We start from the raw sequence: 13223 nt of genomic DNA, 5'->3' as shown, positions 1-13223 counted from the left end.
CGTCGTCAACGGCCCCGGCGAGGCCCGCGAGGCCGACCTCGGCGTCGCCTCCGGCAACGGCAAGGGCCAGATCTTCGTCAAGGGCGAGGTCATCAAGACCGTCCCCGAGTCCAAGATCGTCGAGACGCTCATCGAGGAGGCCATGAAGCTCGCCGAGCAGATGGAGAAGGACGGCGTGACCTCCGGCGAGCCGTCGGTGGCCGTGGCGGGCTGAAACACAACCGGGCGGCCGGGGCCTCTCAGGGGCGCGGGGCCGTCATCGGCATGCGGCTCCGCCGCGTGGGCGCCACGCGCCACGAGAGACCCCGCAGCTGCCCGGCAACCGCAAGCCCCCGGCTCCCCAGGCCCCGCCCCGGCAGCGCAGTTATAGTGCGGGGACCAGCCGACCCCCCTGTGTGAGGCCCCGCACGTGTTGACGCAGACCACCTCTCGGGTCCTCGAACCGAGAGACCTGGACGCCGCGCTCGCCGTCCTCGACCGCGAGCCGGTCGCCAACGCCTTCGTGACGTCACGCGTGCGGATCGCCGGCCTCGACCCGTGGCGGCTCGGCGGCGAGATGTGGGGCTGGTACGAGGACGGCATACTCACGTCCCTCTGCTACGCGGGCGCCAATCTGGTCCCGATCTGCGCCGGGCCGCGCGCCGTCCGCGCCTTCGCCGACCGCGCGCGCCGCTCCGGCCGCCGCTGCTCCTCCATCGTCGGCCCCGCCGGACCCACCGCCGGCCTGTGGCGACTGCTGGAACCCCACTGGGGTCCGGCCCGCGAGGTCCGCCGTCACCAGCCCCTCATGGTCGCCGACCGCCTCCCAGACGACATCGCCCCCGACCCGTACGTCCGCCGCGTCCGCAAGGACGAGATGGAGACGGTCATGCCGGCGTGCGTGGCGATGTTCACCGAGGAGGTCGGCGTCTCCCCGCTGGCCGGCGACGGCGGACTCCTCTACCAGGCCCGGGTCGCCGAACTCGTCGGCTCCGGCCGCGCCTTCGCCCGCTTCGGCGCGGACGGCAAGGTCGTCTTCAAGGCCGAGATCGGCGCCGCCACGAACCACGCCTGCCAGATCCAGGGCGTGTGGGTGGCCCCCGAGTACCGTGGCACCGGCCTCGCGGCCCCCGGCATGGCGGCCGTGCTGCGCTACGCCCTGGCCGACGTCGCGCCGGTCGTCAGCCTCTACGTCAACGACTTCAACACCCCCGCCCGCCGCGCCTACCAGCGGGTGGGCTTCCGCGAGGTCGGCGCCTTCATGAGCGTGCTGTTCTGAAACCCCCGACTGCCCCGGGCTGAACTGATGTGCGGCCACGCCGCCGGCCTGCCTGCCGAGGACGACCAGCACCCGGCCGACGGCCGACAGCCCCCTGTAGGCTCCCCGCATGGACCTCGTGATCGGCCCACTCGACCTCTCCGCACACGTCGACGAGGCCCTGGCCGTCCAAGCCGTGGCCTTCGGTCTCGGCCCCGACGAAGTCGCCGTCCGACGCCAGATCGTCCTGCGCCACATGACCTACCCCGGCGCCCGCGCCCTCGGCGCCACCACCGGCGGACGCCTGGTCGGCTTCGTCTACGGCATGCCCAACGACCGCACCCACTGGTGGTCCACCGTCGTCGAGCCCTACCTGCGCGCCCAGCACCACGACCACTGGCTCGACGACTCCTTCGTGATCACCGAGCTGCACGTCCACCCCGCCCACCAGAACCGCGGCATCGGGCGCTCCCTGATCACCACCATCACCGACGGCGCCGACGAACCCCGCTCGATCCTCTCCGCGATCGACACCGAGAGCCCCGCCCGCGCCCTCTACCGCTCCCTCGGCTACCGCGACCTGGCCCGCCAGGTCCTCTTCCCGAGCGCGCCCAGGCCGTACGCCGTGATGGGCGCCCCGCTGCCCCTGCGCCGCCGATAACCGATTTCCACCGTCCGGTACCGCCCGGATAACCTCCTGCCATCACCCTCCCCCGCTCGCGGCTCCGCTCGAGCGGAGGAACCCCCAGCAGCAGGAGCAGAACCATGGCGAACGTACCGGTCCAGCGCATGTCCCAGGTGATGGTGAAGACGTTGCGCGACGACCCGGCCGACGCCGAGGTCCTCAGCCACAAACTCCTCGTCCGCGCCGGCTACGTCCGCCGCACCGCCGCCGGCATCTGGAGCTGGCTGCCGCTCGGCAAGCGGGTCCTCGCCAACGTGGAGCGCGTCGTCCGCGAGGAGATGGACGCCATCGGCGCCCAGGAGGTGCTGCTGCCCGCCATCCTGCCCCGCGAGCCGTACGAGGCGACCGGCCGCTGGGAGGAGTACGGCCCCGAACTGTTCCGCCTCCAGGACCGCAAGGGCGGCGACTACCTCCTCGGCCCCACCCACGAGGAGATCTTCACCCTGCTGGTGAAGGACCAGGCGTCCTCCTACAAGGACCTGCCGGTGATCCTCTACCAGATCCAGAACAAGTACCGCGACGAGGCCCGGCCCCGCGCGGGCATCCTGCGCGGCCGCGAGTTCCTCATGAAGGACTCCTACTCCTTCGACACCGAGGACGACGGCCTCGCGCGGTCCTACGCCCTGCACCGCGAGGCCTACCAGCGGATCTTCGCGCGCCTGGGCCTCGACTACCGCATCTGCGCCGCCACCGCCGGCGCGATGGGCGGCTCCAAGTCCGAGGAGTTCCTCGCCCCCGCCGAGGCCGGCGAGGACACCTTCGCCGACTGCCCGAACTGCGACTTCGCCGCCAACACCGAGGCGATCACCTACGAGCTGAAGCCCGGGGACGCCTCGGGCGTCCCCGCCGCCGAGGACATCCCGACGCCCGACACCCCGACCATCGAGACGCTCGCCGCCCACCTCGGCGTCCCGGCCTCCGCCACGCTGAAGAACCTCCTGGTGAAGGTCGACGGCGAGATCGTCGCCGTCGGCGTGCCCGGCGACCGCGAGGTGGACCTGGACAAGGTCGAGGCGCACTTCGCCCCGGCCGCCGTCGAGCTGGTCACCGATGCCGACTTCACGGCCCGCCCCGACCTGGTCCGCGGCTACGTCGGACCGCAGGGCCTGGACAAGGTCACCTACATCGCCGACCCCCGCGTCGCCCCGGGCACCGCCTGGATCACCGGCGCCAACAAGGCCGGCACCCACACCAGGAACGTCGTCGCGGGCCGTGACTTCGAGGTCGAGAGCTACGTCGACGTCGTGGTCGTGCAGGAGGGCGACCCCTGCCCGAAGTGCGGCACGGGCCTCGTCCTCGACCGCGCCATCGAGATCGGCCACATCTTCCAGCTGGGCCGCAAGTACACCGACGCCCTCAAGCTCGACGTCCTCGGCCAGAACGGCAAGCCGGTCCGCGTCACCATGGGCTCCTACGGCGTCGGCGTCTCCCGCGCGGTCGCCGCCCTGGCCGAGCAGACCGCCGACGACAAGGGCCTGTGCTGGCCCCGGGAGATCGCCCCGGCCGACGTCCACGTGGTCGCCGCGGGCAAGGCCCTGCAGACCGAGCTGGCCCTCGACATCTCCGGCAAGCTCGCCGCGGCCGGCGTCCGCGTCCTGGTCGACGACCGCCCCGGCGTCTCCCCGGGCGTCAAGTTCACGGACTCCGAGCTGATCGGCGTGCCGCAGATCCTGGTCGTGGGCCGCCGCGCCGCCGAGGGCGTGGTGGAGCTGAAGGACCGCCGTACCGGCGAGCGCGAGGAACTGACGGTCGAGGAGGCCGTCGCCCGCCTCACCGCGTAGGCGCCCCCTGTGAGTGCTCCGGGCGACCGGAGCACTCACAGCCAGCCCGCGAACTCCAGCAGCAGCTCCGCGTCCCGGGGCCGGCCCACCCGCCCCGCGCGCACCCCCGACTCCACGGCCCGGAACAAGGTCCAGCCCCGCAGTCGCTCTTGGTCCACGTCCAGGGACTCGGCGAGCCGCTTCACCCGGCGGCGGGTCGCCGCCGCCCCCGACGGCTGGGCGATCAGGTCCTCCAGCCGGTCGCGCACCAGCCGGGCCAGATCGAACGCGCACTCGCCGACCACCGGGTCGGGCCCCGCGGCCAGCCACGGCATCCGCTCCCCGGCGAGCACCTTGCTCTGCCGGAACGTGCCGTGCAGCAGCCGGTGTTCCGGGGGTGCGGCCAGCAGCTCCTCGCGCGCCGCCAGCGCCAGGTCGACCAGCGGGGCCACCTCGGGGTCGGCCTGGGCCCGCGCCCGCATCGCCCCGGCCTGCCGCCCGGTGCGCTCGGCCACGGTCTCGAAGGGGAAACCGGCGGGCGGCTCGACCCACAGCCGCCGCAGCGTCCCGGCCGCCTCCAGCAGCGCCTTCGCCTCGGGCAGTGAGCGCACCGACACGTCGGGGTGCAGCCGCTCCAGCAGCAGCACGCCCTCGGCTTCCCGCTCGGCGCCCCCGGGAGCCTCCAGCAGCTGTACGGCACCCCGGCCCGCCCAGTGCGCCAGCGCGGCCCGCTCCGCCTCCGGGCGGGCCCGGGGCGGCGCCAGCTTGAGCACGGCGGGTGTCCCGTCGGCCGTCCGCACCAGCACGACCAGGCTGCTGCGCCCGCCGGGCACCTGGACCCGCTCCACGGTCAACTCGCGTAGCGCGACGGCCCGGCGTGCCGACCCGGGCAGCCTCTCCAGCCAGTCGTCACCGTCCGGCGCCGTCTCACCGAGCGCCCTGACCAGGCGCTTCGGCGGTTCGAAAACCATGCGCGAGTCGTTCCCTTCATACGGTCCGCGGTGCGTGCCCCGGGGGGTCACGCCGTCGGCGCCGCCGAGGGCGGGGCCGTGCCCGCCCGCTCGGCGAGCCCAGGGAAGGCTACGCTCTCCCCGCGCCAGCGCACCGCCCGCACCGCTGCCTCCCGCAGCGCCTCGGCCGCCAGGGCCCGCCGCTCACCGGCTGCCGCGCGCACCAGGTCCGAGTACACCGCCGCCACCCGGTCCTCCAGCTCGGCCGCCAGCCGCACGGCCGCAGCGGCGTCCGGCACCTGGAAGGGCAGCGCGTACCCGGCGGCCGCCGCGACCGGCCGGCCGCCCACGTCCCTCACCTCGCGCACCAACGCGTCCCGGCGCGCACGGTGCGCGTCGTAGGCCGTGCGCGCCTGGCCGCGCTGCTTCTCGCCGATCCGCCCGCCCACGACGCCGTACCCGTACACCGCCGCGTGCTCGGCCGACAGCGCGGCCTGCAGGGCCCGCAGCTCCCGGTCCTCCGCCCCGCTCACGCGTCACCCTCCGTCAGCAGGAAGACGTGCGCCGCCCCGGCCGCCGCCACCGAGGCCAGCAGCCGCGCCAGTTCGCCCGGCACACCCAGCAGCTCTTCGGCCCGCCGGTCGGCGAGCTCCCGCTCCGCGGCGGCCAGAGCGGCCAGGGCGTCCCGGTCGTTGCCCGGCACGAAACCGCGCCCCGGCCCGGCGCCGGTTCCCGGTCCGCTGGCCGAGGGGATGCCCGACGCCTTCCGGCCGCCCCCGAAGGCCTCCGCGTGCCGGGCTGTCTCCGCCCGCAGGGGACCCAGCCGCCGCGCCAGCGCGGGCCGTGCGGCGATCACGGCGTCGTACCGCTCCACCAGGCCCTCGCTGTCCCGCGCCGCACGCGCGCGTGCCCGTCGTTCGGCGGGCGACGTGCCGTCGCCCCGGTCCGGGGAATCCCCTGAGCCGGCGGTGCAGCCCCCGAGGGCGAGGGCCGCCGGGACGGCGGTGAGCAGACTCCTTCTGCGCGGTCCCGAGCGGGCGCGCGGCGATGGGGGGAACGGCACGTCAGACGTCCTCGGGGGCTCGTGTTCGAGAAAGAAGCGGCGGAAGGGCTGCCCGCCCGTGATCACGGTACCCGGGCCCCCGCCCGGGACCACTCAGCGGCACCGTTCGTCACCGGGTGGACGGCAACACACCCTGCGACCCGATACCCTTTGACCAGACACGCGACCCATCCCACAACAGCACACGCGGCCGAGGAGTCACCCGGATGAGCACCACCCAGAGCGAGAGGCTGCGAGAGCTGCTGGAACCGCTCGTCGCATCCCAGGGCCTGGATCTCGAGGAGATCGCCGTGGACTCCGTCGGACGCAGGCGTGTGCTGCGCGTCGTCGTCGACTCGGACACGGGCGCCGACCTGGACCGGATCGCCGATGTGAGCCGCGCGCTCTCGGCGAAGCTCGACGAGACGGACGCGATGGGCGAGGCGGAGTACACCCTCGAGGTCGGCACCCCGGGTGCCGAGCGCCTCCTCACGGAACACCGGCACTTCGTGCGCGCCACGGACCGGCTGGTGAGGTTCCAGCTGGACGGGGGCGACGAGCTGGTCGCCAGGATCCTGAAGGTCGACGACGAGGGCGTCGACACCGAGGTGCCCGGGGTCAAGGGCCGCAAGGCCACCGCGCGCCGACTCGCCTTCGACGACATCGTCCGGGCGCGCGTCCAGGTCGAGTTCAGCCGCAAGGACAACAAGAAGGAAGAGGAGGCGTAGCCGTGGACATCGACATGAGCGCCCTGCGGGGCTTGGTGCGGGAGAAGGAGATCTCCTTCGACCTGTTGGTCGGGGCGATCGAGTCGGCCCTCCTCATCGCCTACCACCGCACCGAGGGAAGCCGCCGCCACGCGCGTGTGGAGCTCGACCGGGAGACCGGTCATGTGACCGTGTGGGCGAAGGAGGACCCCGACGACCTCGAGGAGGGCCAGGAGCCCCGGGAGTTCGACGACACCCCGTCCGGCTTCGGCCGTATCGCGGCCACCACGGCCAAGCAGGTCATCCTGCAGCGCCTGCGCGACGCCGAGGACGACGCGACGCTCGGCGAGTACGCCGGCCGCGAGGGCGACATCGTCACCGGCGTGGTCCAGCAGGGCCGCGACCCGAAGAACGTGCTGGTCGACATCGGCAAGCTCGAGGCGATCCTGCCGGTGCAGGAGCAGGTGCCCGGGGAGACGTACGGGCACGGCATGCGGCTGCGCTCGTACGTCGTCCGGGTGGCCAAGGGCGTCCGCGGCCCGTCCGTGACGCTCTCGCGCACGCACCCCAACCTGGTCAAGAAGCTCTTCGCCCTGGAGGTGCCGGAGATCGCAGACGGCTCCGTGGAGATCGCCGCGATCGCCCGTGAGGCCGGTCACCGCACCAAGATCGCCGTCCGGTCCACCCGGTCGGGACTGAACGCCAAGGGCGCCTGCATCGGCCCCATGGGCGGCCGGGTGCGCAACGTGATGGGCGAGCTGAACGGTGAGAAGATCGACATCGTCGACTGGTCGGAGGACCCGGCCGAGATGGTGGCGAACGCGCTCTCCCCGGCCCGCGTCTCCAAGGTCGATATCGTGGACATGGCGACCCGGTCGGCCCGGGTGACCGTGCCGGACTACCAGCTGTCCCTGGCCATCGGCAAGGAAGGGCAGAACGCCCGCCTCGCGGCCCGGCTGACCGGCTGGCGGATCGACATCCGCCCGGACACGGAACCGGTCGGCGACGGCGGCTCCGGGGAATAGATCCAAGCCGCGCGCCGTTCAGATCACGACAGGTTGGCGCGCGACATCTGTTCGAATCCTCCCCCGAAGGGGTGAGGAGCGTACGGGGAGGTAGACTGAACAGTGTCTGGCCGGACGCGCGCCCGTTCATGCCCTGAACGCACCTGTGTGGGGTGTCGGGAGCGAGCGGCCAAGGCCGAACTGCTGCGCATCGTGGCGATCAAGGACGAGTGCGTCCCTGATCCACGCGGTACGCTGCCCGGCCGGGGTGCGTACGTACACCCCGCCCAGGTCTGTCTCGACCAGGCGGTACGCCGCCGGGCGTTCACCAGGGCACTGCGCGCCCCAGGAGCGCTCGACACAAAGGCGTTGCGCCGATACGTCGAGCAGACGACAGTTGCCGAGCAGGCAACACGGTAAGACGTGCCGTACGGAACCCCGTGCGGCTAGGTACCTCGCGAGTCGAAAGCAGGTCGAGATTGCGATGAGCACTCGATGAGTACGCGATGAGTACGCCCATGAACTAGCGACGGTCCGGACGCAACCCGGACCTCAAAGGAGCGAAGTGGCTAAGGTCCGGGTCTACGAACTCGCCAAGGAGTTCGGTGTCGAGAGCAAGGTCGTCATGGCCAAGCTCCAGGAACTCGGTGAATTCGTCCGTTCGGCGTCTTCGACGATCGAAGCGCCCGTCGTACGCAAACTGACGGATGCCCTCCAGCAGGGCAACGGAGGCGGCAAGTCCGCCCCCGCACGCAAGGCTGCCCCGGCGAAGCCGGGCGCCCCCTCTCCGGCGCAGGCTGCCCGTCCGGCCGCCCCGCGCCCGCCGGCCCCCAAGCCGGCTGCCGCCGAGAAGCCCGCGGCCCCGGCCGTGCCGGCGACTTCCGGCCCCCGTCCCACCCCCGGCCCGAAGCCCGCGCCGCGGCCCGCCCCGGCGTCCCCGGCTCCGACCACGCCCGAGTTCACGGCGCCCCCGTCGGCTCCCGCCGCGCCGGCGCCCTCCCAGGGTTCCGGCCCGCGTCCGGGCGCCCCGCGTCCGGCCGGCCAGGCGCCGCGTCCGGGTGCCCCGCGTCCGGGTGGTCCCGGCCAGGGTGGCCAGGGCCGTGGTGACCGGGGCGACCGTCCCGGTGCTCCGCGTTCGGGTGGCGGCGCCACCCGTCCCGGTGCCCGTCCGGCGGGTCCCCGTCCGGGCAACAACCCCTTCACCTCTGGTGGCTCCACCGGCATGGCGCGCCCGCAGGCGCCCCGTCCGGGCGGTGCCCCCCGTCCGGGCGGCCCCGGTGCGTCCGGTGGCGCCCCGCGTCCGCAGGGCCAGGGCGGTCCGCGTCCCCAGGGCGCGGGCGGCGGTCCTCGTCCGCAGGCTCCGGGCGGCCCGCGTCCCACGCCGGGCGGCATGCCCCGTCCGCAGGGCGGCGGTCCCCGTCCCGGCGGCGGTCCCGGCGGCCCGCGTCCGAACCCCGGCATGATGCCGCAGCGTCCGGCTGCCGGCCCGCGTCCCGGCGGCGGTGGCCCCGGCGGCCGCGGTCCCGGTGGCGGCGGTCGTCCCGGTGGTGGCGGCGGCGGTCGCCCGGGTGGCGGCGGTTTCGCCGGTCGTCCCGGTGGCGGTGGCGGCGGTTTCGCCGGTCGTCCCGGTGGTCCCGGTGGCGGTGGCGGCGGTTTCGCCGGTCGTCCCGGTGGTCCCGGTGGCGGTGGCCGTCCCGGCTTCGGTGGCCGTCCGGGTGGTCCCGGTGGCCGTGGTGGCACGCAGGGAGCCTTCGGCCGTCCCGGCGGTCCCGCGCGTCGCGGCCGCAAGTCGAAGCGGCAGAGGCGCCAGGAGTACGAGGCCATGCAGGCCCCGTCGGTCGGCGGCGTGATGCTGCCTCGCGGCAACGGCGAGACCGTTCGCCTGTCGCGCGGTGCCTCCCTCACCGACTTCGCGGAGAAGATCAACGCCAACCCGGCGTCGCTCGTCGCGGTCATGATGAACCTCGGCGAGATGGTCACGGCCACGCAGTCCGTCTCCGACGAGACGCTGCAGCTCCTCGCCGACGAGATGAACTACACGGTTCAGATCGTCAGCCCCGAGGAGGAGGACCGCGAGCTCCTCGAGTCCTTCGACATCGAGTTCGGCGAGGACGAGGGCGACGAGGAGGACCTGGTGGTCCGCCCGCCGGTCGTCACCGTCATGGGTCACGTCGACCACGGTAAGACCCGGCTCCTCGACGCCATCCGCAAGACGAACGTCATCGCGGGCGAGGCCGGCGGCATCACCCAGCACATCGGTGCCTACCAGGTCGCGACCGAGGTCAACGACGAAGAGCGCAAGATCACCTTCATCGACACCCCGGGTCACGAGGCGTTCACCGCCATGCGTGCCCGAGGTGCGCGCTCGACGGACATCGCGATCCTGGTCGTCGCGGCCAACGACGGCGTCATGCCGCAGACGGTCGAGGCGCTCAACCACGCCAAGGCGGCCGAGGTCCCGATCGTCGTCGCGGTCAACAAGATCGACGTCGAGGGCGCCGACCCGACCAAGGTGCGCGGTCAGCTCACCGAGTACGGGCTGGTGGCCGAGGAGTACGGCGGCGACACGATGTTCGTCGACATCTCCGCCAAGCAGGGTCTGCACATCGACTCCCTGCTGGAGGCCGTGATCCTGACGGCCGACGCCTCGCTCGACCTGCGGGCCAACCCGCACCAGGACGCGCAGGGCATCGCGATCGAGTCCCGTCTCGACCGCGGCCGCGGTGCCGTGTCGACGGTCCTCGTCCAGCGCGGCACGCTGCGGGTCGGCGACACCATGGTGGTCGGCGACGCGTACGGCCGGGTCCGGGCGATGCACGACGACAACGGCAACAGCGTGGCCGAGGCCGGTCCGTCGACGCCGGTCCAGGTCCTGGGCCTGACCAACGTCCCGGGCGCGGGCGACAACTTCCTGGTGGTGGACGAGGACCGTACGGCCCGTCAGATCGCCGAGAAGCGCGCCGCCCGCGAGCGCAACGCGGCCTTCGCCAAGCGCACGCGCCGCGTCTCGCTCGAGGACCTGGACAAGGTGCTCAAGGCCGGCGAGGTCCAGCAGCTCAACCTCATCATCAAGGGTGACGCTTCTGGTTCCGTCGAGGCCCTGGAGTCCTCGCTGCTCCAGCTGGACGTCGGCGAAGAGGTCGACATCCGCGTCCTGCACCGCGGCGTCGGTGCGGTCACGGAGTCCGACATCGACCTCGCGATGGGCTCGGACGCGATCGTCATCGGCTTCAACGTCCGCGCCGCCGGACGGGCCCAGCAGATGGCGGAGCGCGAGGGCGTGGACGTGCGCTACTACTCGGTCATCTACCAGGCGATCGAGGAGATCGAGGCGGCCCTCAAGGGCATGCTCAAGCCGGAGTACGAAGAGGTCGAGCTCGGCACGGCGGAGATCCGCGAGGTCTTCAAGTCGTCCAAGCTGGGCAACATCGCGGGTGTGCTCATCCGCTCCGGCGAGGTCCGGCGCAACACCAAGGCGCGCCTCATCCGCGACGGCAAGGTGGTCGCGGAGAACCTCAACATCGAGGGCCTGCGTCGCTTCAAGGACGACGTCACCGAGATCCGCGAAGGGTTCGAGGGCGGTATCAACCTCGGCAACTTCAACGACATCAAGGTCGACGACGTCATCGCGACGTACGAGATGCGGGAGAAGCCGCGGGTGTGACCCACGGTTCGCACCGACCGGCCGACGCGGCACCCGCCGCGTCGGCCGGTCGGCCGTTCGCCGCACGCCGCGGCCCGCGCCGGGCAGGGGAAAACCCGATCGAGCCCCCGGCCGGGACGCGGTAACGTTCCTGATGTCCCTGCCACCCAGTCGCAGGGCCATCGATCCCGTACCGGCGGGTCATCCGGACACACACATGTACGTGGGGACTCTGTCCTTCGACCTGCTCCTCGGCGACGTGCGGTCGCTGAAGGAGAAGCGTTCCGTCGTCCGTCCCATCGTCGCCGAGCTCCAGCGCAGGTACGCGGTGAGCGCGGCCGAGGTGGACCACATGGACCTCCACCGCAGAGCCGTCGTCGGCCTCGCGCTGGTGTCCGGAGACGCGGGGCACCTGAGCGACGTACTCGACCGGTGCGAACGGCTCGTCGCCGGCCGCCCCGACGTGGAGTTGCTGTCCGTCAGGCGGCGCTTCCACGGCGAAGACGACTGACGACCCAGATACGACCCAGACAGGAAAGAACGGGAGACGGACCAGTGGCCGACAACGCGCGGGCCAAGAGGCTGGCGGACCTCATCCGGGAAGTGGTGGCCCAGAAGCTGCAGCGCGGGATCAAGGACCCGCGGCTCGGTTCGCACGTCACCATCACGGACACCCGGGTCACGGGTGACCTCCGGGAGGCGACCGTCTTCTACACCGTGTACGGGGACGACGAGGAGCGCGCGGCCGCCGCCGCGGGCCTGGAGAGCGCCAAGGGCGTCCTGCGCTCCGAGGTGGGCCGTGCCGCCGGTGTGAAGTTCACGCCGACCCTGACCTTCGTCATGGACGCCCTCCCGGACAACGCCCGCACCATCGAGGACCTCCTCGACAAGGCGCGCCAGTCCGACGCCAAGGTGCGCGAGGCCTCCGCGGGCGCCAGGTACGCCGGCGAGGCCGACCCGTACCGGAAGCCCGACGAGGACGACGAGACGGACGACAGCGCCGAATGACCCAGGAACACACCACGCCCGACGGCCTCGTCATCGTCGACAAGCCGTCGGGCTTCACTTCGCACGACGTCGTCGCCAAGATGCGGGGCATCGCCAGGACGCGACGCGTCGGGCACGCCGGCACGCTCGACCCGATGGCGACGGGCGTCCTCGTCCTCGGCATCGAGAAGGCCACCAAGCTCCTCGGCCACCTCGCGCTGACCGAGAAGGAGTACCTGGGCACCGTCCGGCTCGGGCAGAACACCGTCACCGACGACGCCGAGGGGGAGATCACCTCCTCCACCGACGCCTCCCGGATCACCCGCGAGGCCGTCGACGCCGGCATCGCCCAGCTGACCGGCGACATCATGCAGGTGCCGTCCAAGGTCAGCGCCATCAAGATCAACGGCGTGCGGTCCTACAAACGGGCCCGCGACGGCGAGGAGTTCGACATCCCGGCCCGGCCGGTCACGGTCTCCTCGTTCGGCGTGTACGACGTCCGGGACGCGGTCGCCGAGGACGGCACGCCCGTGCTCGACCTGGTCGTCTCGGTCGTCTGCTCCTCCGGCACCTACATCCGGGCCCTGGCCCGTGACCTGGGCGCCGGTCTCGGCGTCGGCGGCCACCTCACGGCGCTGCGCCGGACCCGGGTCGGCCCCTACAAGCTGGAGTCGGCCCGCACCCTGGACCAGCTGCAGAAGGAACTGACCGTGATGCCGGTCGCCGAGGCCGCCGCCGCGGCGTTCCCCCGCTGGGACGTGGACGGCCGGCGCTCCCGGCTGCTCACCAACGGCGTGCGGCTGGAGATGCCCGGGGAGTACGCCGGATCCGGCCCCGTCGCCGTCTTCGATCCGGAGGGCCGTTTCCTCGCACTCGTCGAGGAGCAGCGGGGCAAGGCCAAGAGCCTGGCCGTCTTCGGCTGAGGCTGACCGCCCGGCCGGGACCGTCCGCCCGTGGAGCGGCGGCGGCCCGCCGGACCCTGGACCGGGCCGGCCCCGTGGTGGCGGCCTGCTCCGGCCCGGCCGATCCCGGTGACACCGGGCCCGAGCGCCTCGACCACCTCGCCCGCTTCATGGCCCGCCCCGTGCTGCTCGTCCTCGACGGCCCCGAGGACATGCCGCCCGCCCTGACCCGTGATCCGGCCGACTGGACGGACGGCACGCTGGCTCCGGGGGACCGGAGCGCGGCTGGTGGTGGCGTGCCGCGCG

Annotated in this window: 14 protein-coding genes; 11 read left to right on the top strand and 3 right to left on the bottom strand. The window is 73.0% G+C overall.

Features of this window, described 5'->3' with window-relative positions; genetic code table 11:
* From ACFW6P_RS27395 to ACFW6P_RS27380, 4 genes are all read left to right on the top strand, one after another.
* Positions 1-214 (top strand): flavodoxin-dependent (E)-4-hydroxy-3-methylbut-2-enyl-diphosphate synthase (locus ACFW6P_RS27395; protein ID WP_386425136.1); only part of this gene is annotated, 214 nt, incomplete at its 5' end.
* Between the two features lie 195 nt (positions 215-409).
* Complete coding sequence (locus ACFW6P_RS27390) at positions 410-1258, top strand: GNAT family N-acetyltransferase (RefSeq protein WP_386358632.1); 849 nt, start codon at positions 410-412, stop codon at positions 1256-1258.
* A gap of 109 nt (positions 1259-1367) precedes the next feature.
* Positions 1368-1898: a GNAT family N-acetyltransferase gene (locus ACFW6P_RS27385; protein WP_386358630.1), complete on the top strand. Its 531-nt coding sequence runs from the start codon at positions 1368-1370 to the stop codon at positions 1896-1898.
* A gap of 104 nt (positions 1899-2002) precedes the next feature.
* On the top strand, positions 2003-3703 hold the full coding sequence (locus tag ACFW6P_RS27380) for a proline--tRNA ligase (RefSeq protein ID WP_386358629.1): 1701 nt from the start codon (positions 2003-2005) through the stop codon (positions 3701-3703).
* Between the two features lie 35 nt (positions 3704-3738).
* Here the strand turns inward: ACFW6P_RS27380 and ACFW6P_RS27375 are convergent, their stop codons facing one another.
* From ACFW6P_RS27375 to ACFW6P_RS27365, 3 genes are read right to left on the bottom strand one after another with little or no spacing between them, the layout of a single operon-like run.
* The gene (locus ACFW6P_RS27375; RefSeq protein ID WP_386425133.1) at positions 3739-4653 is read right to left on the bottom strand and encodes an aminoglycoside phosphotransferase family protein; all 915 of its coding nucleotides are present in this window, start codon (positions 4651-4653) and stop codon (positions 3739-3741) included.
* Between the two features lie 47 nt (positions 4654-4700).
* The gene (locus ACFW6P_RS27370) at positions 4701-5165 is read right to left on the bottom strand and encodes a ferritin-like domain-containing protein (protein WP_386358625.1); all 465 of its coding nucleotides are present in this window, start codon (positions 5163-5165) and stop codon (positions 4701-4703) included.
* Entirely contained in the window at positions 5162-5695 is a 534-nt protein-coding gene (locus ACFW6P_RS27365) for a hypothetical protein (protein ID WP_386425130.1), read from the bottom strand. The genes ACFW6P_RS27370 and ACFW6P_RS27365 overlap by 4 nt, the downstream gene beginning before the upstream one ends.
* A 206-nt stretch (positions 5696-5901) precedes the next feature.
* On the opposite strand from ACFW6P_RS27365, the gene rimP reads away from it, so the two are divergent.
* From rimP to truB, 7 genes are all read left to right on the top strand, one after another.
* Positions 5902-6402, top strand: coding sequence for a ribosome maturation factor RimP (rimP, locus tag ACFW6P_RS27360; protein WP_386358621.1), 501 nt, complete (start codon positions 5902-5904; stop codon positions 6400-6402).
* Positions 6403-6404: 2 nt separating this feature from the next.
* Positions 6405-7406: a transcription termination factor NusA gene (nusA, locus tag ACFW6P_RS27355; protein ID WP_386358619.1), complete on the top strand. Its 1002-nt coding sequence runs from the start codon at positions 6405-6407 to the stop codon at positions 7404-7406.
* A 102-nt stretch (positions 7407-7508) separates the two neighbouring features.
* Positions 7509-7805: a YlxR family protein gene (locus tag ACFW6P_RS27350; RefSeq protein ID WP_386358617.1), complete on the top strand. Its 297-nt coding sequence runs from the start codon at positions 7509-7511 to the stop codon at positions 7803-7805.
* A gap of 145 nt (positions 7806-7950) precedes the next feature.
* Positions 7951-11049: a translation initiation factor IF-2 gene (infB, locus tag ACFW6P_RS27345; protein ID WP_386358615.1), complete on the top strand. Its 3099-nt coding sequence runs from the start codon at positions 7951-7953 to the stop codon at positions 11047-11049.
* 196 nt (positions 11050-11245) lie between these two features.
* Complete coding sequence (locus ACFW6P_RS27340) at positions 11246-11539, top strand: DUF503 domain-containing protein (protein ID WP_386358613.1); 294 nt, start codon at positions 11246-11248, stop codon at positions 11537-11539.
* Positions 11540-11583: 44 nt separating this feature from the next.
* Positions 11584-12036 (top strand): 30S ribosome-binding factor RbfA, encoded by a 453-nt coding sequence (rbfA, locus tag ACFW6P_RS27335; protein WP_386358612.1) that lies wholly within the window; start codon positions 11584-11586, stop codon positions 12034-12036.
* The gene (gene truB, locus ACFW6P_RS27330; protein ID WP_386358610.1) at positions 12033-12938 is read left to right on the top strand and encodes a tRNA pseudouridine(55) synthase TruB; all 906 of its coding nucleotides are present in this window, start codon (positions 12033-12035) and stop codon (positions 12936-12938) included. Before rbfA ends, truB begins: the two co-directional genes overlap by 4 nt.
* Positions 12939-13223 lie beyond the last annotated feature (285 nt).

Source organism: Streptomyces sp. NPDC058741, assembly GCF_042746715.1.
Classification (GTDB): domain Bacteria; phylum Actinomycetota; class Actinomycetes; order Streptomycetales; family Streptomycetaceae; genus Streptomyces.
This window is presented reverse-complemented; position numbering and strand designations above follow the sequence as displayed.